This is a genomic window from Magnetospirillum sulfuroxidans (genome assembly GCF_018224925.1).
GTDB classification, from domain to species: domain Bacteria; phylum Pseudomonadota; class Alphaproteobacteria; order Rhodospirillales; family Magnetospirillaceae; genus Magnetospirillum; species Magnetospirillum sulfuroxidans.
Map to the genome: position 1 here is coordinate 115260 of NZ_JAGTUF010000001.1, position 25114 is coordinate 140373.

The window sequence follows — 25114 nt, forward strand, 5'->3', positions numbered from 1 at the left end:
AATCCCCATGAATTGTTTGATTAGTTGACGGCCAATTGGGTCTGTGCCGCCTTGCGACGGATTTCCGCCGCCATTTCCGAGCTGACGCAGACCTTGCCCACCGGGTTGAACATAGTGCCCACGGTTTTGGCCAAGGCGGCGGCAACCGGGATGCCGATGATGGTGATGAACAGCGCCACCACCTGGATGACGGTGGCGATGGCCAAGATCAGGCCCAGCGGCAGCCACAAGATCATGATGACGGTGGAATAGGTTTTCCAGGTCGGGTTGACCTCTTGGTTGGGCAGGGCGTCCTTGGACGCCACCATCTCGTGGCCGAACGGGGCGAGAAAGAATTTGCCCAATTGCATCAGCCCCAGACCGATGGGGGCGGCAACCACGGTGACGGTCAGCAGCAGCCCAAGCACATAGGTGAACAGGGCGTTGAGGAAACCGAGGAAAGGAAAATGCCAAAGAATATTGCCCAGGGCGCGCATGGAGCCCTCCCGCTATGAGAGAAGGGTGCAGCCTATGACAGCCAAGGGACGAGAGCAATGGCGCCGACCAAGTAATTTGGCCGGCGCCATCACTTTTTTACTCGGCGCGGCCGCCGTGCAGCTTGGACCATTGCACCGGATCGTGCAGGAAGCTGCGTACCGCTTCCAGGGTCTTGCGGTCGAACAGACCGTCTTGTTCGGCCACTTCCAAGACGTCCCACCAATTACACAGATAGGACATCTCGACGCCGATTTCGTTCAACGCCTTCAAGGCGCCGGGGAAGACGCCATAGAAGAAGACGACGAAAGCGTGCTTGACCTCGGCGCCGGCTTCGCGCAGCGCGTTGCAGAAATTGACCTTGGAGGCGCCGTCGGACGCCAAATCCTCGACCAGGACGACGCGGGCGCCGGGGCTGAATTCGCCTTCGATCTGGGCGTTGCGGCCAAAGCCCTTGGGCTTCTTGCGCACGTACAGCATCGGCACCATCAGCCGGTCGGAAATCCATGCCGCATAGGGGATGCCGGCAGTTTCGCCACCGGCGACGGCGTCGATGCTTTCATAGCCGGCTTCGCGCAAGATGGTGTTGCTGGCCAACTCGCAAATCTTTTGGCGGGCACGCGGGAAGCTGATCACCTTACGGCAATCCACATAGACCGGGCTGGCCCAGCCCGAGGTCAGGGTATAGGGCTCTTCCGGGCGGAAATTGACGGCCTTGATTTCCAGCAGGATGCGGGCGGTGGTCAGCGCAGCCTTTTTATGCTCGGGCGTGCGGGAAGCGGTTTGCATGTGTGGCGCCTTTCGACGGTTGTCGGCTTGGGGCTCTATAGGCCACAATCGGTCTTTCCTGCAAGCCGACAAACAACAAGGGAAGCGAAATGTCCGACGAAATTCTGGTCAGCCGCGATGGCGCCATCGCCACCGTCACCATTAACCGGCCTGATCGTATGAATGCCTTGAACCTGCCGGTGTGGCGTGGCCTGACCACTGCGTTCATGGAATTGTCCACCGATGCCGACGTGCGCGCCATCATTTTGCGCGGGGCCGGAACCAAGGCTTTTGCCCCCGGCGCCGATATCGAGGAATTCGAAACCCTGCGGGCGACGGCGCAGCAGGCCAAGGATTACGACGTCATCATGCGCGGCGCCTTGGCGGCGGTGAAGAACTGCCCGCAGCCGGTGATCGCCATGATTTACGGCCCCTGCGTCGGCGGCGGGCTGGAACTGGCCTGTTGCTGCGACATGCGCATCGCCGCCCGTTCGGGAAAGTTCGGCGTGCCCATCAACAAGATTTCAGTGGTGATGGCCTATCCCGAAATCTCGGTGATTCGCGCCATCGCCGGCCCGGCGGTGGCTGCCGAAATCTTGCTGGAAGCCCGCATTTTCGACGCCGAGGAGGCGCTGCAAAAAGGTCTGCTCAATCGCATTTACGACGACGAAGCGGTGGAGGGCGAAGTCTTGGCGGCCGCCAAGCGCATGGCCAACGGCGCGCCGCTGGTCAATCGCTGGCACAAGCGCATGTTGCAGCGTCTGGCCGATCCGACGCCGATCTCGGCGATGGAATTAGACGAATGCTATGACTTCCTGGAGACCGCCGATTACCGCGAAGGTCAGGCCGCGTTCAAGGAAAAGCGCAAGCCGGCTTTTACCGGCAAATGAGCCAACCGGCCACGATCTGGGTTCTGGCCGATGATCGCGCCGGCAATGTCGGCCAGTGCTTGGGCGTGGCCGAGGCACTGGGGCGGCCTTTTGTCGTCAAAGCCATCGGCTATGATCGGTGGGGCCGTTTGCCCAACCTGCTGCGTCGGGCGTCGCTGCTGGGGGTGGATGGCGCCAGCCGGGCCGGGCTGGTTCCACCCTGGCCTGATCTGGTGATTGCCGCCGGCCGCCGCACCGCCCCGGTGGCACGGTGGATCAAGCGGCAATGCGGGGCCAGATTGGTGCAGATCATGGACCCTGGTCCGGGCGGGCGGGCTGATTTCGCCCTGATCGCGGTGCCGCGTCACGACGGCGGCACTTGCGGCGATAATGTTTTCGCCGTCACGGGCGCCCCACACCGGGTCACCGACGCCAAATTGGCCGAGGCGGCGGCCTTGTGGCGGGATCGCTTCGCCGCCTTGCCGCGCCCGTGGGTGGCGGCGATTGTCGGCGGCGATACCCGCAAGCGTCCGTTCACCGCGCCGATGGCGGCCGATCTGGGACGGCGCTGCACCGCCCTGGCCGCCGGCGGTTCGGTGCTGGTGACCACCAGCCGCCGCACCAGCGCCGCCGCCGAGCAAGCCTTGTTGCAGGCCATCCCCGAGCCGCGCTTCGTTCATCGGTGGGCGGCGGGCGGCGACAATCCCTATTTCGCCTTGTTGGGGCTGGCCGATGCCATCGTGGTCACCGGGGATTCGGTGTCCATGGCCTGCGAAGCCTGCGCCGCTCCGGCCCCGGTTTATCTGTATGCGCCTGACGGTTGGGTGGTGAATAAGCATGCCCGCCTGCATGCCGAACTGTACGCCCAAGGTTTTGCCCGGCCGTTACCAGCAGTGGGAGAGGGGGGGGGAGAGGCGACAGCGCATCCGCCGCTCAACGCCGCCGCCGCCGTCGCTGCCGCCATTGAACGGATATTACCATGAGGATTGCGCTTACCCTGGTGGTGCTGTTGGCGGCGGCGTTTCCCGCCGCCGCTGCCGGTCTGGACGGCGTCAAGGGCGCCGATGACCGCGTCGAGGTGGTTGCCCGCCAATATCCGTGGAGCGCGGTCGGACGCATCAATAACGGCCAGGGCGGCCATTGCAGCGGCATGCTGATCGGGCCGAAACTGGTGGTCACCGCCGCCCATTGCCTGTGGAACAAAAAGACTCGTCAACCCATGCCGGCGCAGTCCTTGCGCTTTGTCGCCGGCTATGATCGGGGGCAATATCTGGCCTTTACCCAGGTGGAAAAGACGGTGATCGCCCCCGGCTGGGTGTTCGATCAACCTTATAGCCCAGTGCTGGCGGCCAAGGATTGGGCGCTTTTGCTGCTGGCCGAACCGCTGGGTGAGCAGGTTGGCTGGGTTGCTTTGGGGGCTAATCCGGTTCCGGCCGATTGGCTGGTGACCGTCGGCTATGGCCAAGACAAGGCCCATATCCCCGCAGCCCATCTGGGATGTCACGTGACCGGTCGGTTGCAGACCGGCGTCCTTACCCATGATTGTGATGCGGTCCATGGCGATTCCGGTGCCCCGGTGCTGGTCTGGCGCGGCGGCGTACCGACCTTGGCGGCGATCCATGTGGCCACGTTTGGCATGGGCGGTGGAAAATTCCTGGGCGGCGCGGTGGCGGCGGCCGAATTCACCGCCGAGGCCAACCGGCGCGGAGCGCAAAGCCCAGGCCGATCGGGGGTATTGACCCAGCCCTTGGACCCAAGGGTATCGGTGACGGCGCAAAAGCCATAGCCCCCCTCGCATCGGGGGAGAGCGAGCGGTTTTGCCCGTGCCCGCAATGGGCGCTGGAGCGTCGTGCCTCAGATTAAAGGCGCGCCGCTCTATTTCGGCAGGTCGTTGTAAAAAGCGATCAGCAGCGGGGCGCGCATCTGCCGTTCCTTGTCGGTGCGGCCCAGAATCTGGATCAATTGCTTGATGAACTGACGGTCGACCTTGGGGAAGTCGAAAAAAGCGCGCACGGTCAGCAGGTCGCCGCCGTGATAATCCAGCTTGTCGAGGAACTTCAAGATGCCGTCGCGGAACGAGCCGGGCCGACCTTGTTCGGCTCGGGTTTTGGGCTGGAATTCTTGTTCGTACATCTGCGCCAATTGTTCCCAGGCATCGGCCAAAACCTCGCCATCCAGCCGCACCAGACGTTGCAACATGGGGATGTCGGCCGGATAGGGCGGGATATAGCCATGTTGCGCCGCATCGTCGCGAAACATCGCCCAGGGGTCTTCTCCGGGCTTACGTGGCCTGGCTTTGCCGTCCTTGCCCTTGATCAGGTGCTCGGGGTGAAAGATCTGCCAGCGGGCATCCCAATGGTGCAAAATGGGGTTGTTGCTCTCGCCCGCTTGAATCATGCCGATGATGCGGCCGCCGGCTCCGGCTTCGGTCCAGTTCCGGCTGGTGGCCAGTTCCTTCAGCCGGCGCGAACTCCGCATGGCCGGCAGCACCGAATCGCGCAGCACATGCAAGTAGCACGCGGCGAAAGTGGGGGCGGCGTAAAACGGCGGCGGGATGTGCGGACGCGAGTTGGTGGCGGCCAGAACCGACAGGGTGCGCCGTAAATAGCGCGAGATGCTGTCGTCGAACATGGTGGCGAAATCGCCATAGCTTTGCGGTTGTCCGTCCTCGTCCGTATCCTCGGATTCCAGTTCGTCCATCACCGCTTCGGTGGTGCCGGTAGTGCTGGCGGCGGCGCCCGACAGCATGGGTTTGGCCAGATCGAACAGCAGCCAGCGTTCCTTGTCCATCTGGTCTTCCGGCCCTGGCGGCAGCAAGGGATCGAAATGCTGGGTGCTGGCGGCGATGATTTCGGCCGGATCGACGCGTTCCAGTGCCTTGGCCAGAATGACGTTGAAGATCAGGTCCAGTTGCCGGGCGTTGGCCCATTTCAGGCTTTGCGGATCGGCCAAGGTCAGGCGGCGCAGCAGCAGGATGCGGGACACATCCAGCCGTTGGGTCACCGCCACCAGATCGACCACCTTGGATTCGAAACCGTCGCCTTTCGCCGCGCTCATGCCCCTTCGTTTCCCCCGCTTATTGGTTTTCACCATATTGTCGTGTTGAAAGGTAACGCAGCTTCACGCCGGTGCAAAAGGGTCATTCATTCAGGGTTTGGACGAAATCGCTGAGGATCGGGGCGGCGCGGCGGCGGTCCTGATCGCTCCGGCCAAAATTGGTCAAAAGCCGGCGGATGAAGGTGCCGTCGATGCGCGGAAGCATGTAATAACATTTGATCGCCAGCAATTCGCCGATGTCTTCGGGCAGCTTGCTGATCCACTTCATCAAGCCATCGCGGAAAGCCCCCTCGCGCGCTTGTTCCTGGCGGGCATTGGGGGTGAATTCCTGCTCGTATAATTGTCCCAGTTCGCGCCATGCCTTGGCGATGGATTCGGCCTCGAAGCGGACGATATCTTGCATCAGGCGCAAATTGTCTTCGCTGGGGGGGCTGTAATCGCCCTTGGTGGCATCCTCGCGGAACAGGGGCCAGGGATCGTCCTCGGCCTTGGGCTTCTTGCCCTTGATGGTGCGAAACGCCGCCCACCGGCTGTCCCAATTGTGCAGAACCGGGTTGTTGACCTCACCGCTTTGAATGATTTCGATCAGCTTGCCGCCGCCGACTTCCGGCCAATTGTGGCTGATGCCCAATTGCTGGATATGGCGCGACACCCGCATGGGCGGCAAGACGAAACGGCGCAGCACTTCCTCGTAACATTGGGTGAATTCCGGGGCCATGGCAAAGGGGCGGCGGCCGGGTTTGATGTCGCCCTTGACCTGCAACAAACCAAGAATTTTGCGGGAATAGGAACAGATGGCGTCGTCGAACAGGGTGGGGAAGTCAGTATAAGGCTTTTCGTCCGAATCCAATTGCATGCGGTCGGCGCCGCCGGGCATCAGGCGTTCGGAATCCGGCCCCAATTGGGCGGCGAACAGCGGTGGCGGTTCCTTGATGGCGGAAATATAGCGGGCGACCGGCGCTTTGGCCGCCACCGGGCCCATGGCCAGCAATTTGGCCAGCAGGGCTTCATGCTCGGAGATGGGCGGTGGGGATTGCCCCAACATCGGCTCGCTGATGGCGGCCAGCACGCGGACATCCTCGTCGCGGTTATTGGCGTCCAGGGGCAACAGCGGTTCGAAATTTTGGTCGCGGGCTTCTCGCAGGCGATCCAGGCCCATCCGCTCGACCGCCTTGCCCAGGATCACCGAGAACACGACATCCAATTGCCGGATGTTGGCCCATTTCAGACTTTCCGGGTCGGCCATGGTCAGCCGGCGCAGCAGCAGGATTTGCGACACTTCAAGGTGTCGGGTGGCGTTGATCAGGTTTGAAACCTTGGTTTCAAACGTTTTGTTGTCGCGCGACGTCTCGTTCATCCCGCCCTCATCGTCCTTCTGGACGTTTCCATCAACGGTTGGACAGCCCCCACAGCCATCGCCACTGACGTCATCAACTACCCCCATCTTTTGGCTTACCGCACCTGACCCGATGGTGCAAGCGCTGTCGTATGGCGGGCGCATGATCGCGTGCAATAACGCACAGGTCAATCGGGCGGACGGCCTATATGCACGGGTTTAGCCCGGCCTTTTTGCAGCCGTGCCATGCCCGATGCAAGGTGCTTCGGCGTCAGTCGATGGTAACGATCTCGCCGTGGCGTTGGCAGCCGGCCTCCGCCAGGGCGACAAAGCTGGCGGCGACATCGTCGGGTTGCCGCAAGATGGTCTGATCCTCGCCGGGAAAAGCGATGGTGCGCATGCGGGTGGCGACAGTGCCGGGGTCGATCAGGTTGACCTTGGTGCTGGAGATATTGGCGATCTCCGCCGCCCAGGTCAGGACGATGGATTCCAGCGCCGCCTTGCCGGCGGCATAGACGCCCCAATAGGGCTGGTTGGCCTGGGCCGCCCCGGCGGTGACAAAGATGGCCCGCCCGGTCTCGGACAGTTTAAGCAGCGGGGCAAAGGCGCGGATCAGCCGGTAATTGGCGGTGACATTGACGTCAAAGGCTTCTTGGAAATGCTTTTGATCGACATGGCCGATGGGGGCCAAGCCGCCGCCGATATCGCCGGCATTGCCAACCAGGATGTCCAGGCGGCCAAAGCGTTCGTACAGGGCGGCGGCCACCTGGTCGATCTTATCGAATTCGCGCAGGTTCAACGGACACAGCACGGCCTTGCCGCCAGCGGCGGAGATTTCGTCGTCCAGTTCCTCCAGCCCGCCTTGGGTGCGGGCGACGCAGATGACTTCGGCGCCCTCGGCGGCGAAGCGCTTGGCCACCGCCCGGCCAATCCCGCGTGAGGCGCCGGTGACCAGGGCGATGCGGCCTTGTAGACGCTTGCTCACTTGGCCCCCTCGCTGGTCAGCAGGGAAAATTGCTTGGGATCGGCCAATTGGTCGGCGTAATCGGTCGGCATGATCGGGTAATCGCCGGTAAAGCAGGCATCGCAATATTGCGGCGCTTGCGGATTGCGGGCTTCTTCGCCCACCGCCTTGTACAGGCCGTCAAGCGAGATGAAGGCCAGCGAATCGACGCCGATCAATTTGGCCATGCCGGCCACATCGTAACGCGCCGCCAGCAATTTTTCCCGTTCCGGCGTGTCGATGCCGAAATAGCAACAATGATTGGTCGGCGGCGAGGAAATGCGCATGTGCACTTCCTTGGCCCCGGCTTGGCGGACCATTTCGACGATCTTGCGGCTGGTGGTGCCGCGAACGATGGAATCATCGACCAGAATGACCCGCTTGCCTTCGATGGTGTGGCGGTTGGGGTTGTGCTTCATCTTGACGCCGGCGTGACGGGTGCGGTCGGTGGGCTGGATGAAGGTGCGGCCGACATAATGGTTGCGGATGATGCCCAGCTCGAACGGAATTCCGGCCTCGGTGGCGTAGCCCAAGGCGGCGGGAACGCCTGAATCGGGCACCGGGATGATGACGTCGGCATCGACCGAGCTTTCACGGGCCAATTCGGCGCCGATGCGCTTGCGCACATCGTAGACGCTGGTGCCTTCCATGATCGAATCGGGGCGGGCGAAATAGATATATTCGAAGATGCAAAAGCGGCGTTGCTTGAGGGCGAACGGCTTGAGCGAGCGCAGGCCGGTGGCGGTGATGACAACGATTTCGCCCGGTTCGACATCGCGGACGAATTCGGCGCCGATAATGTCGAAGGCGCAAGTTTCCGAAGCCAGGCACCAGGCGCCATCCAACTTACCCAGGACCAGCGGGCGGATGCCCAGGGGGTCGCGCACGCCGATGACGCCGTTCTTGGTCAGGCAGGTCAGCGAATAGGCGCCTTCGATCTGACGAAGCGCGTCGATCAGGCGGTCCTCAACGCTGGTGTACAAGCTGATGGCGATCAGGTGGATGATCACCTCGGTATCGGTGGTGCTTTGGAACAGGCAGCCGCGCTTGACCAGCGAGCGGCGCAACACGTTGGTGTTGGTCAGATTGCCGTTATGGGCCAGGGCCAGACCGCCGAATTCCATTTCGGCGAACAACGGCTGGACATTGCGCAAAAGCGTCTCGCCGGTGGTGGAATAGCGCACGTGGCCGACGGCGGCCGCGCCCTTGAGCTTGCGGATAATGGCTTCATTGCCGAAGCAATCTTCCACGTGGCCGAGGTCGCGATGATTATGGAAAAGATCACCATCATGCGAAACGATTCCGGCCGCTTCCTGACCGCGATGCTGGAGCGCGTGTAGACCCAGCGCCACCAGGGCAGCCGCCTCGGGGTGGCCATAGATGCCGAACACTCCGCATTCTTCGCGCAGATGGTCGTCGTCGAAAGGATTGGTGGTCAACATGCCGGTTCTCGCCGCTGTAATCATTGATTGGCCTGGATCAGACGATCCAGTTGGCTTCTGCTTTCCTTGTCGTACCCTTGCGCGGGCTTGGCGCCCGTCTCGGCCCCCTTGACGGCCGGTGCTGCCGGCTGCGGGGCGATGTACTTGCGGAAGGTTTGTTCCGCCTGCATCAGGTCTTGCGCCTCTTTTGACACCTGTCTGGCCTGGCCTTGGGCCGCGCCGAAATTATCGGGCGCCAGACCGCGCAAGATGTTGGCGCCACGTTCCAGCCAGGGGAAGCTTTTGGCTTCGGCCAGCCATGACGGCGGCGTTTCGGTGACCATGCTGACTAATAGATGGGCGAGGCAAACTAAAACGCCACCCCTCAGCAGGCCGAAAGCAAAGCCAAGCGACGAATCGACGCTGTTGAGGGCGCTGCGCCGGACCCGGTCGGACGCCGCCTTGGTCAGCATGGACAAAATCAGCAGTGTGAGCAAAAACAGCGCGGCGCCAGCGGCGATGTCGGCCACCAGGGCGCTGCCGATATATTGGCGGGCGAGCGGTTGGGCATATTGAAAGCCGTATAACGCGGCCAAGGCGGCGCCAACCCAGGCGGCGATGGCCAGGACCTCGTGCACGAAGCCGCGCATGAAGGCGAAGCCGGCGGAACCCAGCAACACGACGGCCACGACGATATCAACAGCAGTAATGGAAAGATTACCCATAGGGGATCGGCTCTGTTGTCGTCACGAAGCGGGGCGGAACAGCCCCAACAAATCTTGCAGGTGCCCAAGCGGGCGAATGCCCAGCGACCCCGTGGCCACCGGTCCCTTGCCCTTTCTCGGCATCGCGGGCACCAGCCCTTGCGCGAAGCCCAGTTTCGCCGCTTCCTTCAGGCGCAGCTCGGTTTGCGCCACCGCGCGGACCTCGCCCGACAGGCCGATTTCCCCGAACACCACCATATCGGCGGGAACCGGGATATCACTGGCCGACGAGACCAAGGCGGCGGCCACCGCCAGATCGGCGGCGGGTTCGGCGATCCGTAATCCGCCCGCGACGTTCAAATAAACGTCATTGCCCGACAAAGCAAGTCCGCAACGGGCATCAAGCACCGCCAGGATCATGGCCAGACGGCTGGAATCCCAGCCGACCACGGCGCGGCGGGGTGACGATAGCGTGCTGGGGGCCACCAGGGCTTGAATTTCCACCAGCATGGGCCGGGTTCCCTCGATGCCGGCAAAGACGCACGATCCCGAGACATTGCCGCGTCGTTCGGCCAGGAACAGGGCCGAAGGGTTGGCGACTTCGGCCAGTCCGGCATCGGTCATCTCGAACACGCCGATTTCATCGGTGGCGCCAAAGCGGTTCTTGACCGCGCGCAGGATGCGGAATTGATGGCCGCGCTCGCCTTCGAAATACAGCACGGTATCGACCATATGCTCCAACACGCGCGGGCCGGCGATGGTGCCTTCCTTGGTGACGTGGCCGACCAGGAACAGCACGAAGCCGCGCCGCTTGGCCAGTCGGATCAGTTCATGGGCGCAGGTGCGCACCTGGGTTACCGTGCCCGGCGCCGATTCGATCGTGTCGGCGAACATTGTCTGAATGGAATCGATGACCACCACCTGGGGGGCGTCGGCCACGTCCAAGGTGGAGACAATGTCGCGCAGGCTGGTTGCCGCCGCCAATTTCACCGGGGTATTGGCCAACCCCATGCGGCGTGCCCGCAGGCGCACCTGATCGACGGCTTCTTCGCCCGAGATATAGACCACCGAGCAATGCGCCGATAATTGGGCGGCGGCCTGGGTCAGCAGCGTCGATTTGCCGATACCGGGATCGCCGCCGACCAGCAAGGCGGAGCCAGGGACCAACCCGCCGCCGGCCACCCGGTCCAATTCGCCGATCTTGGTCAAGAGGCGCGGCACCGGGGCGGCCGAGCCTTCCAGGCCGACGAATTCGATCTTGCGGCCAGCCTTGCCGCCCAGGCCCTTGGGCGTGTTCTCGCGCGGGGCTTCCTCGGCGATGGAGTTCCAGGCACCGCAGGTTTCGCACTTGCCAGCCCATTTGACGGTGACGGCGCCACATTCCTGACAGACAAAGCGAGGGGCTGACTTGGACAAGAGGCGGCGTTCCGATGGGAATGGGGGGAAGGGGGCTGGGGAAAGGTATGCGCAAGTCCAGCCGGTTTGGCAAGGGGTGGGTGGGGCGGTTGTGCATTGCGCGGCCGCACCTTACAATGGGAAACCAATTCTGATTGAGGAAATCACGGCAATGGCGATGACGCGGGTGGCGATGCTGGTTGTGGTCGCCATGATGGCTTTTGCCGCCAATTCGGTGTTGTGCCGTCTGGCCCTGGCTCAGACCGCCGTTGATCCGGCCAGTTTCACCTTGGTACGCCTCGCCTCGGGGGCGGCCAGCCTGGGGCTGATCGCGCTTTTCCGCCGCCAAGGACTGGCGGGGTCGTGGCGCGGCGGTGCCGCTTTGCTGGCATATGCTACGGCTTTTTCCTTCGCCTATGTCAGTTTGCCGGCGGGGACCGGGGCCTTGTTGCTGTTCGGCGCGGTGCAGGCGACCATGATCACCGCCGGCCTGTTGCGCGGCGAACATCCGCTGCCGGTGCAATGGTTCGGTCTGGGTTTGGCCTTGGCCGGTCTGGCGCTCTTGCTGGCGCCGGGCGTGTCGGCGCCGCCGCTTTTGGGCGCGGTCCTGATGCTGGGCAGCGGTGTCGCCTGGGGGATATATTCCATTTTGGGCCGTGCCGCCGGCGATCCGATCGCGGTCAATGCCGGCAATTTCCTGCGCGCCGCCCCCTTGGCGTTGCTGCCGGCGCTGGGCATGGCGTCGGCGGATGCGATTCGTCTGGACGACGTCGGGTTGATCTATGCCGCGCTGTCCGGGGCTGTCGCCTCGGGCATGGGCTATGCCTTGTGGTACGCGGTGCTGCCGCATTTGACGGCGGCCCGCGCCGCCTCGGTGCAACTGAGCGTGCCGGTGATCACCGCCCTGGGCGCGGTGGCGATGTTGGGCGAGGACATCTCGCTTAGATTAATGTTGTCGTCAGCCGCGGTACTGGGAGGCATCGCCCTGGTCATCGCCGGCCGGCGCAAGATGCGGTAACGCGCTTAGGCGCGCAGTTCCATCTTGATCGGGCCTTCGGCCCGCACGCTTAGGCGCGCAACTCCATTTTAATCGGGCCTTCGGCCCGCGCGCCTAGGCGCGCAGTTCCATCTTGATCGGGCCTTCGGCCCGCGCGCTTAGGCGCGCAATTCCATTTTAATCGGGCCTTCGGCCCGCCCGTGGATGAATTGATCGACAAATTCGTTGCCGGAATGGTCGATGTCCTTGGCTGGACCGATCCAGATCAGGCGGCCCTTGTACAGCATGGCGATGTGGTCGGCGATCTTGCGGGCGCTGGCCATGTCATGGGTGATCGACAGCGTTGTCGCCCCCAATTCCTTGGTGCATTTGACGATCAGGTCGTTGATGACGTCGGCCATGATCGGATCCAGGCCGGTGGTCGGTTCGTCGAAAAAGATGATTTCGGGGCTGGTGGCGATGGCGCGGGCCAGGGCGACGCGCTTTTGCATGCCGCCGGACAGTTCGGACGGGAACAATTCGCCCGTCGAGGCGGCCAAGCCGACGCTGGCCAGCTTTTCAATGGCGATGGCGTGGGCTTGCTCTCGCTCCATGCCCCGACCCTGGATCAGGCCGAAGGCGACGTTTTGCCAGACCTTCAACGAATCGAACAGCGCCGAGCCCTGGAACAGCATGCCGAATTTCAACATCATGCGGTCGCGATCTTTCGAACGCATGCCGATGACTTCCTCGCCATCGACCTTGATCGAGCCTTTCTCTGGCCGCAACAGGCCAAGGACGGATTTCAGCAGCACCGATTTGCCGGTGCCCGAACCGCCGATGATCACCACCGATTCCCCCTTGGCGACGCTCAGGTCGATGCCATCCAGCACCACCTTCTTGCCAAAGGATTTGTGCACGTCGGAAAGGACGATTTTTGCCGGCGCGGTCATGATCATTTCCCGAAGTAAAGGGCGGTGATGACGTAATTGAAGATCAAAATCATGATCGCCGCCGACACCACCGAATTGGTGGTGGCCGCGCCGACGCCTTGGGCGCCGCCACGGGAATAATAGCCGTGATAGCAGCCCATCAGCGAGATGACGAAGCCAAAGACCGCCGCCTTGGTCAGGCCCGAGATGACGTCCAGCGGTTCCAGGTATTCCCAGGTCCGGGCCAGATAAGAGGACGGGTTGAAGCCCAGCTTATAGACACCGACGATATAGCCGCCGAACACGCCGATGATGTCGGCCACCAGCACCAGACAGGGCACCATCAGCACACCGGCCAGCAGGCGCGGCGCCACCAGATACTTGAACGGATTGGTGGAAAGCGTGGTCAAGGCGTCGATCTGTTCGGTCACCCGCATGGTGCCGATTTCCGCCGCCATCGACGCGCCGATGCGGCCGGCGACCATCAGACCGGCCAGGACCGGGGCCAGTTCGCGCGTTATCGACAGCACCACCACCGTGGCGACGGCGCCTTCGGCGGCGAAGCGGGAAAAGCCGGAATAAGATTGCAGCGCCAGCACCATGCCGGTGAACACCGCCGTCAGACCGACCACCGGCAACGAGTAATAACCGATATCGATCATGGCGCGCAGGGTCAGGCGCGGATAAAACGGCGGGCGGACGACATGCGAGATGGCGGTGCCGGCAAAGGCCGACAACCGGCCTACATGGGACAGGAAGGTCAGGAAGACGCGGCCAATCGTCGCCAGGAAATCCATCAACCGTTTCCTCCGATATAGTCGCGCAAATAGCGCCGGCTTAGGGCGGTCAGGACCTCATAGCCAATGGTGCCGGCCTCAAGCGCCAGTTGGTCGCAATCATGGTCGGGACCGATCAGTTCAAGCATGGCGCCGGCATGGACATGCTCGGGCGGCACGGCGGTGACGTCGAAAGTGGTCAAATCCATGGAGATGCGACCAACGACCGGCACTTTTATCCCTCCGATGACGCCAAATCCACGATTGCCCAATGACCGGAACAGGCCATCGGCATAACCGAAAGCGACAGTGGCCACGCGGCCTTTGCTCTTGAACCGATGGCTGGCACCATAGCCAACGGTCTGGGGGGTGTCAACGTCACGGACCTGGAGGATTCTGCTCGCCAGACGCAGGACCGGGCGCATGGGATTGGGCTGGCCCGGCACCGGGTTAAGGCCGTAAAGGGCGGCGCCGGGGCGGATCAGATCGAAGTGGTAATCCGGCCCCAAGAAGATGGTCGAACTGGCCGCCAAAGAGCGCGGCGTCGACAGGGCCAAGGATTCGCTCATGCTTTGGAACGCGGCTAATTGTTCCGGGTTCTTGCCGTGTTCGGGTTCGTCGGCGCAGGCCATGTGGCTCATGACCAGCATGGTGTCGATGCCCGCGAGGCGGCGGCGGTCATCGACCACCAGATCGATGGCGGCGCGGTCCAAGCCCAGCCGGTTCATGCCGGTATCCAGATGCAATGCCGCCGGCAGGGTCTTGGCCGCCGCTTGGGCGAAGCCCGACCACAGGCCGATCTGTTCAAGGCTGTTGAGCACCGGGATCAGGCCATGGCCGATGAAATCGGCGCCGGTTCCCGGCAGCACGCCGCCCAGCACCAAGATGCGGGCGTCGCCGACAATGGGGCGCAGGGCGATGCCTTCGTCGATGGTGGCGACGAAGAAGGTCTTGCAGCCGGCTTGGCGCAAGCTGCGGGCGACGGCCGCCGCGCCCAAGCCATAGCCATCGGCCTTGACCACCCCGGCGGCCTCGGCGCCGGGGGCACGGGCAGCCAAGCGGCGCCAATTATCGGCGATGGCGTCAAGATCGATGGTCAGAATGCCGGTGGCGCGGTCATGGGCGGTCATCAGAACCCCGGTTCTTCGTAATGGTCGTCGGTCATCAGATTGCCGAACTTGGTGAATTCGCCATGGAAGGCCAGGCGGACGGTGCCGACCGGGCCGTGACGCTGCTTGGCGATGATCACTTCGGCGGTGTTCCACACCTCTTCGCAGCGTTCCTGCCATTTGGCGTGACGTTCGTTGTATTTTTCCGGGGTTTCGTCCGGGCGCTGGCCCGGCTCGGCCCGTTCCAGGTAATATTGTTCGCGGAAGACGAACATGACGACGTCGGCGTCTTGTTCGATCGAGCCCGATTCACGCAGATCCGACAATTGCGGCCGCTTGTCCTCGCGTTGTTCCACCGCGCGCGACAACTGCGACAGGGCGATCACCGGCAAATCCAATTCCTTGGCCAGGGCCTTGAGGCCGCGGGTGATTTCCGAGACTTCCTGCACGCGGCTTTCCGCCGTCGCTCCCGACCCGCGCAGCAATTGCAGGTAATCGACGACGATCAGATGCAGGCCTTGCTGGCGCTTGAGCCGGCGGGCACGGGTGCGCACCGACGAGATGCTGAGGGCTGGGGTGTCGTCGATATGCAGCGGCAGGCGGTGCAGTTCCTGGGCGGCGACCACCAGCTTCTCGAATTCGTCGTTGGACATCTCGCCTTGGCGGATCTTATGGCTTTGGATCTCGGCCGCTTCGGCCAAGATACGGGTGGCCAATTGTTCCGACGACATTTCCAGCGAGAAGAAGGCGACGACGCCGCCATCGGCGGCCTTCTTGTTGCCGAGCGCGTCCACTTCCTCGCGATAGGCCTTGGCGGCGTTATAGGCGATGTTGGTGGCCAGCGAGGTTTTGCCCATGGACGGGCGGCCGGCCAGGATCAGCAAATCCGACGGATGCAGGCCGCCCAGTTTCTTGTCCAGATCGATCAGGCCGGTGGGCACGCCCGACAGCTTGCCCTGGCGCTTATGCGCCGATTCGGCTTGCTTGACCGCCTCGACCAGCACTTGGCCGAAGGTCTCGAAGCCGCCTTCGGTCTGGCCGGTGGTGGCCAGTTCGTACAATTGCGCCTCGGCCCGGCCGATCTGGTCCATGGCCGGCTCGTCGATCTTGGGGGCGTGGGCCTGATTGACCATGGTCTCGCCCAGCTCGATCAATTCACGACGCAGATGCAGGTCGTGGATCAGCTTGGCGTAATCCTCGGCGTCGATGATCGACACCACCGCATTGGCCAATTGCGCCAGATACGGCGTGCCGCCCAATTCTTCCAGGCCGCCGTCATGCTGGAAATAGGTGGTCAGCGTCACCGGATTGGCGATCTGGCCGCGTTCGATCAGCTTGGCGCAAGCGGCGAAGACGCGGCCATGGGTGGGGTCGGCGAAATGTTCCGGCCGCAAATATTCCGACACCCGCTCAAAGGTGCGGTTGTTGAGCAAGATGGCGCCCAGCAGCGCCTGTTCCGCTTCGTAATTATGCGGCGGGGTGCGAAAGGTGGGAAGGTCTTCAGGGTTCGACATGGCCGAACCCTAACAGAAAGGATCAGGCAGGCAAAGCCGGCGCGGTGATCACTTTTCCGCCAGCCGCCGTTCCGTCTCCAGCATGTAATCGCGGGTCAGGGGCAGGGCATAGCGGTGCTTGGTCAGCTGGATCTGAAACACCATCAACGACATGCGGCGAAATCCGATCTCGCAGGCCGAGAGATAGGCCTCCCACATGCGGCAAAAGCGTTCGTCGTACAGGGCGGCGGCCTCGGCCCGGCGGGTGGTGAAGCGGTCACGCCACGCCTTGAGCGTTTCGGCGTAATGGACCCGCAGCACCTCGACATCCGTGGTCCACAGCTTGGCCTTTCCCACCGCCGGCAAAACCTGGCCCAGTGACGGGGTATAGGAACCGGGGAAGATATGGCGCTGAATCCACGGGTTCGAGCTGCCGTAATCATATTCGCCGACGGAATGGACCAGGGCGACGCCGTCATCGGTCAGCAGGTCGCGGACCTTGCGGAAATATTGGCGGTAATGGGGCGGTCCCACATGCTCGAACATGCCGACGCTGACGATGCGGTCGAAGCGTTGGCTAAGCTTGCGGTAATCCAGCAACTCGAAGCGGACGCGGTCGGCCAGTCCGGCCTCTGCCGCCCGACGGCGGGCCACTTCCAATTGTTCCTTGGACAGGGTCACCCCCAGCACCTTGACGTCGGCGGTTCGGGCGATTTGCAGGGCCATGCCGCCCCAGCCGCAGCCGATATCCAGCACGCTTTGACCATCCTTGATGTCCAGCTTGGCGATGATATGCCGTTTTTTCGCCGCCTGCGCCTGTTCCAGGCTGTCATCGGCGTTCTGGAAATAGGCGCAGGAATATTGCAGATCGTCGTCGAGAAACAGTTTGAACAGGTTTTCATGCAGGTCGTAATGATGCGACACGCGTTTTTGCGCCAGATGCATGGGGTTCCAGCGCTGCCAGAACAAAAAGGCGCGGCCCATGGCTTGATAGGCCTTGTGCAGCGGGTTGAAACCGCCATCGGCGACATTGGCGCAGCAGACATCAAGGAAATCGTGGAAGCTGCCTTCCTCCATCACCAGCGTGCCGTCGGTATAGGCTTCCAGCAGGTGATAATCGGGGGCCAGGGTGATGCGGCGCTCGGTCTTTTTATCGGTGATACGGGCGACGGCCACCGGGGCCGAACCGTCACCGTACTGGCGCTTGGTGCCGGCACTGTCGATAAGCCCAATGGCGCCTTGAGAGATCAGGTTTGAAAACAGCAGATCGAGCAGGGACATGGGTTCGCGCTCCGGTAGACGACGGCGCTTATGGTGGCGCGTTGCCCGCGCATGCGTAACCCAAGCTTTGGTATTATGTAAAATGACACAGGCGGCGGATGGTTGCCCATCCGCCGCCTGGCGTCATCATCTTGGCGCGACAGAAAAGGCTTAGACCTCTTCTTCGTCCTCGGCGACGTCGTCTTCGACCACGTCTTCCGCTTCCACGACTTCTTCCACTTCGGCTTCTTCAGCTTCGATGGCGGCAGCGGCAGCGGCAGCGGCGGCGCGCTCGGCTTCTTCTTGCGAGCGGGCGACGGTAATGGTCACCGTCACCGAGACTTCCGGGTGCAGCGAGACGCGGACCGGGTAGGAACCCAGGGTCTTGATCGGGCTGTCCAGGTTGACCTGGCGGCGTTCCACGGTGTAGCCGGCGCCCTTGATGGCGTCGGCGACGTCGCGGCCGGAAACCGAACCGTACAACTGACCACCTTCGCCAGCCTGCCGAACCATCAGCACCGACAGGCCGTCCATCTTGACGGCGACGCCTTGGGCTTCGTCACGGCGCTTGAGGTTCAGAGCCTCAAGCTGAACACGCTGCTGTTCGAAGAAGGCAAGGTTACCCTTGTTGGCGCGCAGCGCCTTCTTCTGAGGCAGCAGAAAATTGCGGGCGAAGCCAGGCTTGACCTTGACCACGTCGCCCATCTGACCGAGCTTCTCGATCCTTTCGAGCAGGATGACTTCCATCTTAACCCTCCATACCGCCGCCGCTATCGCCGCGGCGGAACCTCATCGTCCAGAATCTTACCATCCCCAGTACGGCGACGGCCAAGGCCGCCCACACAAATACCAGGGCCAGCAACCCATATGTCGTGGCGAGAATTAATCTCGCCTGGGGCTTGCCCGCCGCCCAGCCATGAATGGCCGCCAATCCCAACAGTATGAATGGGATCACCACCACCAGAGCCACATTGCCCCCCACGAAGCCGACGTCGCCGCCGAAAACCTGGGATGCCAACGCCGCGACCACCAGAACCACGGCCAGCCAATCAGGCAGCCAAAGCTGCCGATAGGCCGGCGATTGCCGGCGATTGCGGCCAAGCCTGACCAGCAAAGCCTGCGCCCCGGTGGCGTTGGCGACGATCATCACCAGCCACGATGCGGACACCATGGCGGGGAAGAACGACGACCACCACCCGACCACCTTGGGCCGCTCAGGGGGCGGCAGTTCGGTGGCCAACAGATCAAGAGCTTGGCTGATGGTTTCAGCAACCCAACCCTTGACCCCTTCGGGGTGCCCCGCCACCAAGACGGCGCCGATAATCATCAGCACCAAGATGGTGGCGGTCAGCCATGCCAGGATCAAACCCGGCGGGTACCACTCGGTCGGTCCGTCTTCGGCTTGTCGCCAAAGCAGGGCCTTATGTGTCACCACCATGGCAGGTAACGCGGCGGCGACCAGAAAGGACACGGCGGACATGCCGCCAAATCCCAAGGCCACCACGATTGCGCCAACTCCTCCGGCGGTCACCGAGGCTCCCATGCCCAACGCCAATCCCGCCATCATCAACGGTAAAGGCGCCACATAGGACAGGACAAACCCTAACGCGATGCCCTTGACCAGCGACAGAAACAGGAGCGCGCTCAGCAATCCCGCCGCCAGCCCAAGGCCGAGTTGCCGTATCACCGGCAAGACAAGCTGCTTACTTCACCACGTAGGGCAGCAAGCCCAAGAAGCGGGCGCGCTTGATGGCCTGGGCCAGTTCGCGCTGCTTCTTGGCCGACACCGCAGTGATGCGGCTCGGCACGATCTTGCCGCGCTCGGAAATGAAGCGGCTCAACAGCTTGGTGTCCTTGTAGTCGATCTTCGGCGCACCCTCGCCCGAGAACGGGCAGGTCTTGCGGCGGCGGAAGAACGGGCGGCGGGCGCCGGCGGCAGCGGCGGGGCGCGGACGCTCGGTGGTCTTGACGTCGCTCATTATTCACCTCCCTCGGAACGGCGCGGACGATCCTCACGCGGGCCGCGATCTTCACGCGGACCACGATCGCCGAAACCGCGATCTTCGCGGCGCGGACGTTCGTCACGGCTGTTCTTGGCCTGCATCATGGCCGACGGGCCTTCTTCCAGCTCGTCGACGCGAACGGTCAGAACACGCAGAACGTCTTCGTTCAGCGACATCTGGCGCTCCATTTCCTTGACCGCGGCCGAGGGGGAGTCCAGGTTGAGCAGAACGTAGTGCGCCTTGCGGTTCTTCTTGACCCGGTAGGCGATATTGCGCAGACCCCAGAATTCCTTCTTGGCGACGGTACCGCCGCCCTGGGTCAACACACCGGCCATCTCGTCGATCAGGGCTTCGACCTGCGGGGCCGAAACTTCCTGACGCGCGAGAATCACGCATTCATAAAAAGGCATTCAATAATCCCTTCTGGCTTTTCTCTTCCCTTCGCCCCCACCTTGGAGTCGCGGGCATAGCCGTCCCGTCTTGACAGTCGGACCGGCAAGGGTTTGGAAGCCGGGGAATATACACGAAAAGACCCTCTATGCAAGGCTTAGGTGCCTATGCGGCTTGGAGGGTGGAAATAGCACGTAAAAGGAGTCATCATGCCGAAATAAGACACCGAATAAGGGTGGTGTCGCAGGAGATGAAATCATGGCTGATGGACGTTGGGGGCACTTGTCCGTGCGCGGACAGCAATTGGAATATCGCTGGGTCGGCCCGCGGCCGGATCAGGCGCCAACCATGGTTTTCTTGCATGAAGGCTTGGGCTCGGCCGCCTTGTGGCGGGATTTGCCCGATCGCGTGGCCAGCTCCACCGGATGCGGCGTTTTGCAATACAGCCGTCATGGCTATGGCGGGTCCAGCCGCAAGCCCCATCCCTGGCCAGACACTTATTTACAAGACGAGGCGGAATTTTGGCTGCCGCAGGTCTTGAATGTGCTGGGCGTTCGTCAGGCGATTTTGGTCGGCCATTCCGACGGCGGTTCGATCTCGGCCATCGCCGCGGGCTTGGGCAGTGTTCCCCAATTGGCTGGCATCGCCTTGCTCGCCCCCCATGTGATGGCCGAACCGGCGACTCTGGCCGGGGTGCGCGGTGCCGTTGATGCGTTCGAGAAAGCCCGGCTGCGCGACCATTTGCACCGCTATCACGGTGAAAACACCGATGATGTGTTTTGGGGCTGGGCGCTGGCCTGGGAGCGCTTGTGCGCCGATGAGTGGGATGTGCGGCCGTTACTGGCGCAAGTGACGGTGCCGGTGCTGGTGGTGCAAGGCGACGATGACGAATATGGCAGCGCCGCGCAATATTTGTCGATTCAGTCAACGGTTCCGGCTGGGGCCGAAATCCGGGTGTTGCCGCAATGCCGGCACTTACTGTACCGCGATTGCCCGGCCGAAGTGACCGAGGCCTTATGCGCTTTCGCCGGTCGGGTCTTTGGCGACGAATCGGCCTCAGTCTTCCAGTACCAAGCCCTCGCGTAGCAACAGGCCGATCATTTCGAAATCGCGGCGGATCAGGTCGAAAGCGATTAATTGCATGCTCAGGGTTTCCATGGCCCGGATCTGGTCGCGACCTCGGGCGATGTCGTTGCGCAGATCCATGGCCTGGTGTAGGAAGTCGGCGTGTTCGGCGCAGTGAGCGTGACGATGGGCGATGCCGGCCGGCTGGCGCAGGTGGGCCATCAAGCTTTCTTCGGCTTGGGCGTGGCGGGCGAACTGATCCAGCCACTCATCGAACAGGCCCAGAATTTGCGTGCGGTTATCGGCGGTGGCGATGGCGGCTTGCAGCAGCTCAAGGTCCTGTACCAATTCCTGGTGATGTTGGTCGATGCTCGCATGGCCGATGCGATAGGTGTCTGACCAGTAGACAGGCGGCACGCGGGCAACTCCACAATGTCATGCGGTTGACACCTTGGGGTGAAATTGATTTGGTTTCAATATAACCAAAGGGTGCTTCTGTATCACATTGTCAGCAACGCCACGCTTGACAGCGGCCGCCTTCATGCCTTTCCTCTCGGCACCAAATTTCACCCCCGACGGAGGGATCAGTATGTCGCGAGCGTTCGTCTTCCCCGGCCAAGGCTCCCAGGCCGTTGGCATGGGCCGTGAACTGGCCGCAGCCTTTGGCGAAGCCCGCCATGTGTTTCAAGAAGTCGACGAGGCGTTGTCGCAAAATCTGTCCAAGCTGATGTTCGAAGGCCCGGAAGACAGCCTGACCCTGACCGAGAACGCCCAGCCGGCGCTGATGGCGGTATCGGTGGCGGTGATCCGCGTGTTGGAAGGCCAGGGCAAGATGGATCTGGCCAAGACCGCCAGCTTCGTCGCCGGCCATTCCCTGGGGGAATATTCCGCCCTGGCCGCCGCCGGCACTTTCTCGCTGGCCGATACGGCGCGGCTGTTGAAATTGCGCGGCCAAAGCATGCAAAAGGCGGTGCCGGTGGGCATCGGCGCCATGGCGGCGCTGCTGGGCAGCGAATATGAACAGGCCAAGGAAATCGCCGCCCTGGCCGCGGAAGACCAAGTGTGCGAAGCCGCCAACGACAATGGCGCCGGCCAAGTGGTGGTGTCGGGCCACAAGGAAGCGGTGGAACGCGCCATGAAGATCGCCGCCGAAAAGGGCGTCAAGCGTGCCGTGCTGTTGCCGGTGTCGGCGCCGTTCCATTGCGCCTTGATGCAGCCGGCCGCCGACGCCATGGCCGAGGCCCTGTCCAACGTCAGCATGAACGCGCCAACCGTGCCGCTGGTGGCCAACGTAATGGCCGCCGCCGTCACCGACCCGGAAATCATCCGCGATTTGCTGGTGCGTCAGGTTACCGGCACCGTGCGCTGGCGCGAAGGCGTGCTCTATATGAAAGAGCAGGGCGTCAGCCAACTGGTGGAAATCGGCGCCGGCAAGGTGCTGTCCGGTTTGGCCAAGCGCATCGATAAGGAACTGACCGGCATTGCCGTGGGCAATCCGGCCGATATCGACGCCTTTTTGGCCTCGCTGTAATCATTAAGGGGGAAACCATGTTCGATCTTACCGGCAAGACCGCGCTGATCACCGGCGCCTCGGGCGGCATCGGCGGCGCCATCGCCAAGGCTCTGCATCAGGCCGGCGCCACCGTGGCCATTCACGGCACCCGGCGCGAGGCGCTGGACGCCTTGGCCGCCGAATTGGGCGAGCGCGTCCATGTGCTGCCCGCCAACCTGTCCAAGGGCGAAGAGGTCGAGCAATTGGCCAAGGACGCCGAGGCGGCCTTGGGCGGCCTGGATATCTTGGTCAACAATGCCGGCATCACCAAGGATGGTCTGGTTCTGCGCATGAAGGACGAGGATTGGGAAGCGGTCCTTAACGTCAATCTGACCGCGGCCTTCCGTCTGTGCCGGGCCGCCATCAAGGGGATGATGAAGCGCCGGTCGGGGCGCATCATCAACATCACCTCCATCGTCGGCGTCACCGGCAATCCCGGGCAGGTCAATTACTGCGCCTCCAAGGCCGGCATGATCGGCATGACCAAGTCGTTGGCCCAGGAAGTGGCCAGCCGCAACGTCACCGTTAACGCCGTGGCGCCGGGCTTTATCGCCACCGCCATGACCGACGAGCTCAATGACGAGCAAAAGGCCCGCATCAATGGCCAAATCCCCGCCGGCCGCATGGGCTCGGCCGAGGAAATCGCGGCGGCGGTGCTGTATCTGGCTTCGGCCGAGGCGGCTTACGTCACCGGCCAGACCCTGCACGTCAATGGCGGCATGGCGATGATCTAGGGCCATTGGCTCAACAAGTTTCAACACCTTGTGTTCCAGTGCTGGCCAAGCCTGAAAAAGTGTGCTAGGTACGGGCCACTTTCCGCCACAAAGGGGCCAGTGCCCCCCAAATAGCGGGCGCAAGTTTCATCCATATGGCACTACACCTTGAGGGAATTCACATGAGCGACGTCGCCGAGCGGGTTAAGAAGATTGTCGTTGAGCATCTGGGCGTTGAAGAGGCCAAGGTGACCGAGAACGCCAGCTTCATCGATGACCTGGGCGCCGACAGCCTCGACACCGTCGAGCTGGTCATGGCCTTTGAAGAAGAATTCGGTTGCGAAATCCCCGATGACGCCGCCGAAAAGATTTTGACCGTCAAGGACGCGATCGACTTCATTTCGAAGGCCGCGTAACACGGGTCAAGGGCGCCGACTCCCGCAATGGGACCGGCGCCCTTTCTCTAAGTAGATAACGGGAACAATCGCATGAGACGTGTCGTCGTCACCGGCCTCGGTATCGTCAGCCCCTTGGGTTGCGGCGTCGAAAATAACTGGAAACGCCTGATCAATGGCGAATCCGGCATCCGCGCCATCGAGCATTTCGACGTCTCGGACCTGCCCGCCAAGATTGCCGGCGTTATTCCGCGCGGTACCGGCGAAGGCGAGCTGGACTTGGACAAGGTTGCTCCGGCCAAGGAACGCCGGCGCATGGACGATTTCATCGTCTATGGTCTGGCCGCCGCCATGGAAGCCATCGAGGATTCCGGCTGGATGCCCACCGATGATGAAGGCCAGGAACGCACTGGCGTGATGATCGGTTCCGGCATTGGCGGTTTGCCCGCCATCGCCGAAGGCGCCCTGGTGTTGCAGGCCTCGGGGCCGCGCCGCGTCAGTCCGTTCTTCATCCCGTCGGCTCTGATCAATCTGGTCTCGGGCCATCTGTCGATCAAATACGGCTTCAAGGGCCCCAACCACGCCGTGGTCACCGCCTGTGCCACCGGTGCCCATGCCATCGGCGACGCCGCCCGCATGATCATGTTCGGTGATGCCGAGGTGATGGTCGCTGGCGGCACCGAAGCCGCCGTGTCCCGTCTGGGCGTGGCCGGCTTCTCCGCCTGCAAGGCGTTGTCCACCGCCCGCAACGACGCCCCGGCAACGGCTTCGCGTCCGTGGGACAAGGACCGTGACGGTTTCGTCATGGGCGAAGGCGCCGGCGTCGTGGTTCTGGAAGAACTGGAACACGCCCGTGCTCGCGGCGCCAAGATTTACGGCGAAGTGATCGGCTATGGCATGTCGGGCGATGCTCATCACATCACCGCTCCGGCCGAAGACGGCAATGGTGCGTTCCGCGCCATGAAGGCGGCGCTGGCCCGCGCCGGTTTGAACCCCGCCGACATCGATTATATCAATGCCCACGGTACCGCCACCATGGGCGACGTCATCGAATTGGGGGCGGTCAAGCGTCTGTTCGGCAGCGCCGCCGCAACCGTGTCGATGAGCTCGACCAAATCGGCCATTGGTCACCTGTTGGGGGCTGCCGGCGCGGTCGAGGCTATCTTCTGCCTGCTGGCTATTCGTGACCAGGTGGCGCCGCCGACCCTTAATCTGGATAATCCAGACGAAGGCTGCGACATGGATCTGGTGGCCAAGGTGGCAAAGAAGCGTTCGATCAAGGTGGCCATGTCCAACTCGTTCGGCTTTGGCGGCACCAACGCTTCGGTCATCTTCAGGGCCGCGCCGTAAGGGGCTGGTCTGAAGCAAAGATAGCAAAGGTCCCTATGCTCCGGCATGGGGACCTTTGTCTTTATGGGGACAT

The 25114-nt window shown here is 62.7% G+C and carries 27 protein-coding genes; 9 read left to right on the forward strand and 18 right to left on the reverse strand.

The window, feature by feature from the left end:
• Positions 1 to 20: 20 nt before the first annotated feature.
• Entirely contained in the window at positions 21 to 476 is a 456-nt protein-coding gene (locus KEC16_RS00575; protein ID WP_211545716.1) for a YccF domain-containing protein, read from the reverse strand.
• Between the two features lie 97 nt (positions 477 to 573).
• Complete coding sequence (locus KEC16_RS00580) at positions 574 to 1263, reverse strand: orotate phosphoribosyltransferase (RefSeq protein WP_211545717.1); 690 nt, start codon at positions 1261 to 1263, stop codon at positions 574 to 576.
• An 89-nt stretch (positions 1264 to 1352) separates the two neighbouring features.
• Between KEC16_RS00580 and KEC16_RS00585 the strand changes: the two genes are divergently transcribed.
• From KEC16_RS00585 to KEC16_RS00595, 3 genes are read left to right on the forward strand one after another with little or no spacing between them, the layout of a single operon-like run.
• Positions 1353 to 2132, forward strand: coding sequence for an enoyl-CoA hydratase/isomerase family protein (locus KEC16_RS00585; RefSeq protein WP_211545718.1), 780 nt, complete (start codon positions 1353 to 1355; stop codon positions 2130 to 2132).
• Positions 2129 to 3094 (forward strand): mitochondrial fission ELM1 family protein, encoded by a 966-nt coding sequence (locus tag KEC16_RS00590; protein WP_211545719.1) that lies wholly within the window; start codon positions 2129 to 2131, stop codon positions 3092 to 3094. The genes KEC16_RS00585 and KEC16_RS00590 overlap by 4 nt, the downstream gene beginning before the upstream one ends.
• A complete protein-coding gene (locus KEC16_RS00595; protein WP_211545720.1) occupies positions 3091 to 3897 on the forward strand; it encodes a trypsin-like serine peptidase in 807 nt (268 codons plus the stop codon). The genes KEC16_RS00590 and KEC16_RS00595 overlap by 4 nt, the downstream gene beginning before the upstream one ends.
• An 89-nt stretch (positions 3898 to 3986) precedes the next feature.
• On the opposite strand, the gene KEC16_RS00600 is transcribed toward KEC16_RS00595, so the two are convergent.
• From KEC16_RS00600 to radA, 6 genes are all read right to left on the reverse strand, one after another.
• Positions 3987 to 5168, reverse strand: coding sequence for a hypothetical protein (locus tag KEC16_RS00600; protein ID WP_211545721.1), 1182 nt, complete (start codon positions 5166 to 5168; stop codon positions 3987 to 3989).
• An 82-nt stretch (positions 5169 to 5250) separates the two neighbouring features.
• On the reverse strand, positions 5251 to 6525 hold the full coding sequence (locus tag KEC16_RS00605) for a hypothetical protein (protein WP_211545722.1): 1275 nt from the start codon (positions 6523 to 6525) through the stop codon (positions 5251 to 5253).
• 250 nt (positions 6526 to 6775) lie between these two features.
• The gene (locus KEC16_RS00610) at positions 6776 to 7489 is read right to left on the reverse strand and encodes an SDR family NAD(P)-dependent oxidoreductase (protein WP_211545723.1); all 714 of its coding nucleotides are present in this window, start codon (positions 7487 to 7489) and stop codon (positions 6776 to 6778) included.
• Positions 7486 to 8949 (reverse strand): amidophosphoribosyltransferase, encoded by a 1464-nt coding sequence (gene purF, locus KEC16_RS00615; protein ID WP_211545724.1) that lies wholly within the window; start codon positions 8947 to 8949, stop codon positions 7486 to 7488. Before purF ends, KEC16_RS00610 begins: the two co-directional genes overlap by 4 nt.
• A gap of 20 nt (positions 8950 to 8969) precedes the next feature.
• Positions 8970 to 9653, reverse strand: a complete 684-nt coding sequence (locus KEC16_RS00620; protein ID WP_211545725.1) for a CvpA family protein — start codon at positions 9651 to 9653, stop codon at positions 8970 to 8972.
• A 21-nt stretch (positions 9654 to 9674) separates the two neighbouring features.
• The gene (gene radA, locus KEC16_RS00625; RefSeq protein WP_211545726.1) at positions 9675 to 11048 is read right to left on the reverse strand and encodes a DNA repair protein RadA; all 1374 of its coding nucleotides are present in this window, start codon (positions 11046 to 11048) and stop codon (positions 9675 to 9677) included.
• Positions 11049 to 11199: 151 nt separating this feature from the next.
• On the opposite strand from radA, the gene KEC16_RS00630 reads away from it, so the two are divergent.
• On the forward strand, positions 11200 to 12045 hold the full coding sequence (locus KEC16_RS00630; RefSeq protein ID WP_211545727.1) for a DMT family transporter: 846 nt from the start codon (positions 11200 to 11202) through the stop codon (positions 12043 to 12045).
• Positions 12046 to 12182: 137 nt separating this feature from the next.
• On the opposite strand, the gene KEC16_RS00635 is transcribed toward KEC16_RS00630, so the two are convergent.
• From KEC16_RS00635 to rpsF, 9 genes are all read right to left on the reverse strand, one after another.
• Positions 12183 to 12956: an ABC transporter ATP-binding protein gene (locus KEC16_RS00635; RefSeq protein ID WP_211545728.1), complete on the reverse strand. Its 774-nt coding sequence runs from the start codon at positions 12954 to 12956 to the stop codon at positions 12183 to 12185.
• A gap of 2 nt (positions 12957 to 12958) precedes the next feature.
• Positions 12959 to 13732, reverse strand: coding sequence for an MlaE family ABC transporter permease (locus tag KEC16_RS00640; protein WP_211545729.1), 774 nt, complete (start codon positions 13730 to 13732; stop codon positions 12959 to 12961).
• Positions 13732 to 14841 (reverse strand): alanine racemase, encoded by a 1110-nt coding sequence (alr, locus tag KEC16_RS00645; RefSeq protein WP_211545730.1) that lies wholly within the window; start codon positions 14839 to 14841, stop codon positions 13732 to 13734. Before alr ends, KEC16_RS00640 begins: the two co-directional genes overlap by 1 nt.
• The gene (locus KEC16_RS00650) at positions 14841 to 16334 is read right to left on the reverse strand and encodes a replicative DNA helicase (protein WP_211545731.1); all 1494 of its coding nucleotides are present in this window, start codon (positions 16332 to 16334) and stop codon (positions 14841 to 14843) included. The genes alr and KEC16_RS00650 overlap by 1 nt, the downstream gene beginning before the upstream one ends.
• A 48-nt stretch (positions 16335 to 16382) precedes the next feature.
• Positions 16383 to 17594 (reverse strand): SAM-dependent methyltransferase, encoded by a 1212-nt coding sequence (locus KEC16_RS00655; RefSeq protein ID WP_211545732.1) that lies wholly within the window; start codon positions 17592 to 17594, stop codon positions 16383 to 16385.
• Positions 17595 to 17744: 150 nt separating this feature from the next.
• On the reverse strand, positions 17745 to 18320 hold the full coding sequence (gene rplI, locus KEC16_RS00660) for a 50S ribosomal protein L9 (protein WP_211545733.1): 576 nt from the start codon (positions 18318 to 18320) through the stop codon (positions 17745 to 17747).
• Between the two features lies 1 nt (position 18321).
• Complete coding sequence (locus tag KEC16_RS00665) at positions 18322 to 19224, reverse strand: DUF2232 domain-containing protein (protein ID WP_249208608.1); 903 nt, start codon at positions 19222 to 19224, stop codon at positions 18322 to 18324.
• Between the two features lie 52 nt (positions 19225 to 19276).
• Positions 19277 to 19552 (reverse strand): 30S ribosomal protein S18, encoded by a 276-nt coding sequence (gene rpsR, locus KEC16_RS00670; RefSeq protein WP_211545734.1) that lies wholly within the window; start codon positions 19550 to 19552, stop codon positions 19277 to 19279.
• On the reverse strand, positions 19552 to 19986 hold the full coding sequence (gene rpsF, locus KEC16_RS00675) for a 30S ribosomal protein S6 (RefSeq protein WP_211545735.1): 435 nt from the start codon (positions 19984 to 19986) through the stop codon (positions 19552 to 19554). The genes rpsR and rpsF overlap by 1 nt, the downstream gene beginning before the upstream one ends.
• A gap of 238 nt (positions 19987 to 20224) precedes the next feature.
• Between rpsF and KEC16_RS00680 the strand changes: the two genes are divergently transcribed.
• Complete coding sequence (locus KEC16_RS00680) at positions 20225 to 21052, forward strand: alpha/beta fold hydrolase (RefSeq protein WP_211545736.1); 828 nt, start codon at positions 20225 to 20227, stop codon at positions 21050 to 21052.
• Here KEC16_RS00680 and KEC16_RS00685 read toward each other — a convergent pair.
• Positions 21023 to 21448 carry a bacteriohemerythrin gene (locus tag KEC16_RS00685; protein ID WP_211545737.1) on the reverse strand — a complete coding sequence of 142 codons (426 nt, stop codon included), beginning with the start codon at positions 21446 to 21448 and terminating at the stop codon, positions 21023 to 21025. The two genes, KEC16_RS00680 and KEC16_RS00685, sit on opposite strands and share 30 nt — an antisense overlap.
• A gap of 172 nt (positions 21449 to 21620) precedes the next feature.
• Between KEC16_RS00685 and fabD the strand changes: the two genes are divergently transcribed.
• From fabD to fabF, 4 genes are all read left to right on the forward strand, one after another.
• Complete coding sequence (gene fabD, locus KEC16_RS00690) at positions 21621 to 22562, forward strand: ACP S-malonyltransferase (RefSeq protein ID WP_211545738.1); 942 nt, start codon at positions 21621 to 21623, stop codon at positions 22560 to 22562.
• A gap of 17 nt (positions 22563 to 22579) precedes the next feature.
• On the forward strand, positions 22580 to 23317 hold the full coding sequence (fabG, locus tag KEC16_RS00695) for a 3-oxoacyl-[acyl-carrier-protein] reductase (RefSeq protein ID WP_211545739.1): 738 nt from the start codon (positions 22580 to 22582) through the stop codon (positions 23315 to 23317).
• A gap of 161 nt (positions 23318 to 23478) precedes the next feature.
• The gene (locus KEC16_RS00700) at positions 23479 to 23712 is read left to right on the forward strand and encodes an acyl carrier protein (protein WP_024079722.1); all 234 of its coding nucleotides are present in this window, start codon (positions 23479 to 23481) and stop codon (positions 23710 to 23712) included.
• A gap of 72 nt (positions 23713 to 23784) precedes the next feature.
• The gene (gene fabF, locus KEC16_RS00705) at positions 23785 to 25041 is read left to right on the forward strand and encodes a beta-ketoacyl-ACP synthase II (RefSeq protein ID WP_211545740.1); all 1257 of its coding nucleotides are present in this window, start codon (positions 23785 to 23787) and stop codon (positions 25039 to 25041) included.
• Positions 25042 to 25114: the final 73 nt, after the last annotated feature.

Coding starts and splice junctions, on each gene's coding strand:
- KEC16_RS00590 (WP_211545719.1), top strand. CDS start 2,129: ATGAGCCAACCGGCCACGATCTGGGTTCTGGCCGATGATCGCGCCGGC.
- KEC16_RS00655 (WP_211545732.1), bottom strand. CDS start 17,594: ATGTCCCTGCTCGATCTGCTGTTTTCAAACCTGATCTCTCAAGGCGCC.
- KEC16_RS00620 (WP_211545725.1), bottom strand. CDS start 9,653: ATGGGTAATCTTTCCATTACTGCTGTTGATATCGTCGTGGCCGTCGTG.
- KEC16_RS00600 (WP_211545721.1), bottom strand. CDS start 5,168: ATGAGCGCGGCGAAAGGCGACGGTTTCGAATCCAAGGTGGTCGATCTG.
- KEC16_RS00700 (WP_024079722.1), top strand. CDS start 23,479: ATGAGCGACGTCGCCGAGCGGGTTAAGAAGATTGTCGTTGAGCATCTG.
- rpsR (WP_211545734.1), bottom strand. CDS start 19,552: ATGAGCGACGTCAAGACCACCGAGCGTCCGCGCCCCGCCGCTGCCGCC.
- KEC16_RS00630 (WP_211545727.1), top strand. CDS start 11,200: ATGGCGATGACGCGGGTGGCGATGCTGGTTGTGGTCGCCATGATGGCT.
- rplI (WP_211545733.1), bottom strand. CDS start 18,320: ATGGAAGTCATCCTGCTCGAAAGGATCGAGAAGCTCGGTCAGATGGGC.
- KEC16_RS00680 (WP_211545736.1), top strand. CDS start 20,225: ATGGCTGATGGACGTTGGGGGCACTTGTCCGTGCGCGGACAGCAATTG.
- purF (WP_211545724.1), bottom strand. CDS start 8,949: ATGTTGACCACCAATCCTTTCGACGACGACCATCTGCGCGAAGAATGC.
- KEC16_RS00640 (WP_211545729.1), bottom strand. CDS start 13,732: ATGGATTTCCTGGCGACGATTGGCCGCGTCTTCCTGACCTTCCTGTCC.
- KEC16_RS00580 (WP_211545717.1), bottom strand. CDS start 1,263: ATGCAAACCGCTTCCCGCACGCCCGAGCATAAAAAGGCTGCGCTGACC.
- rpsF (WP_211545735.1), bottom strand. CDS start 19,986: ATGCCTTTTTATGAATGCGTGATTCTCGCGCGTCAGGAAGTTTCGGCC.
- fabG (WP_211545739.1), top strand. CDS start 22,580: ATGTTCGATCTTACCGGCAAGACCGCGCTGATCACCGGCGCCTCGGGC.
- fabF (WP_211545740.1), top strand. CDS start 23,785: ATGAGACGTGTCGTCGTCACCGGCCTCGGTATCGTCAGCCCCTTGGGT.
- KEC16_RS00650 (WP_211545731.1), bottom strand. CDS start 16,334: ATGTCGAACCCTGAAGACCTTCCCACCTTTCGCACCCCGCCGCATAAT.
- KEC16_RS00635 (WP_211545728.1), bottom strand. CDS start 12,956: ATGACCGCGCCGGCAAAAATCGTCCTTTCCGACGTGCACAAATCCTTT.
- KEC16_RS00575 (WP_211545716.1), bottom strand. CDS start 476: ATGCGCGCCCTGGGCAATATTCTTTGGCATTTTCCTTTCCTCGGTTTC.
- fabD (WP_211545738.1), top strand. CDS start 21,621: ATGTCGCGAGCGTTCGTCTTCCCCGGCCAAGGCTCCCAGGCCGTTGGC.
- KEC16_RS00585 (WP_211545718.1), top strand. CDS start 1,353: ATGTCCGACGAAATTCTGGTCAGCCGCGATGGCGCCATCGCCACCGTC.
- alr (WP_211545730.1), bottom strand. CDS start 14,841: ATGACCGCCCATGACCGCGCCACCGGCATTCTGACCATCGATCTTGAC.
- KEC16_RS00595 (WP_211545720.1), top strand. CDS start 3,091: ATGAGGATTGCGCTTACCCTGGTGGTGCTGTTGGCGGCGGCGTTTCCC.
- KEC16_RS00605 (WP_211545722.1), bottom strand. CDS start 6,525: ATGAACGAGACGTCGCGCGACAACAAAACGTTTGAAACCAAGGTTTCA.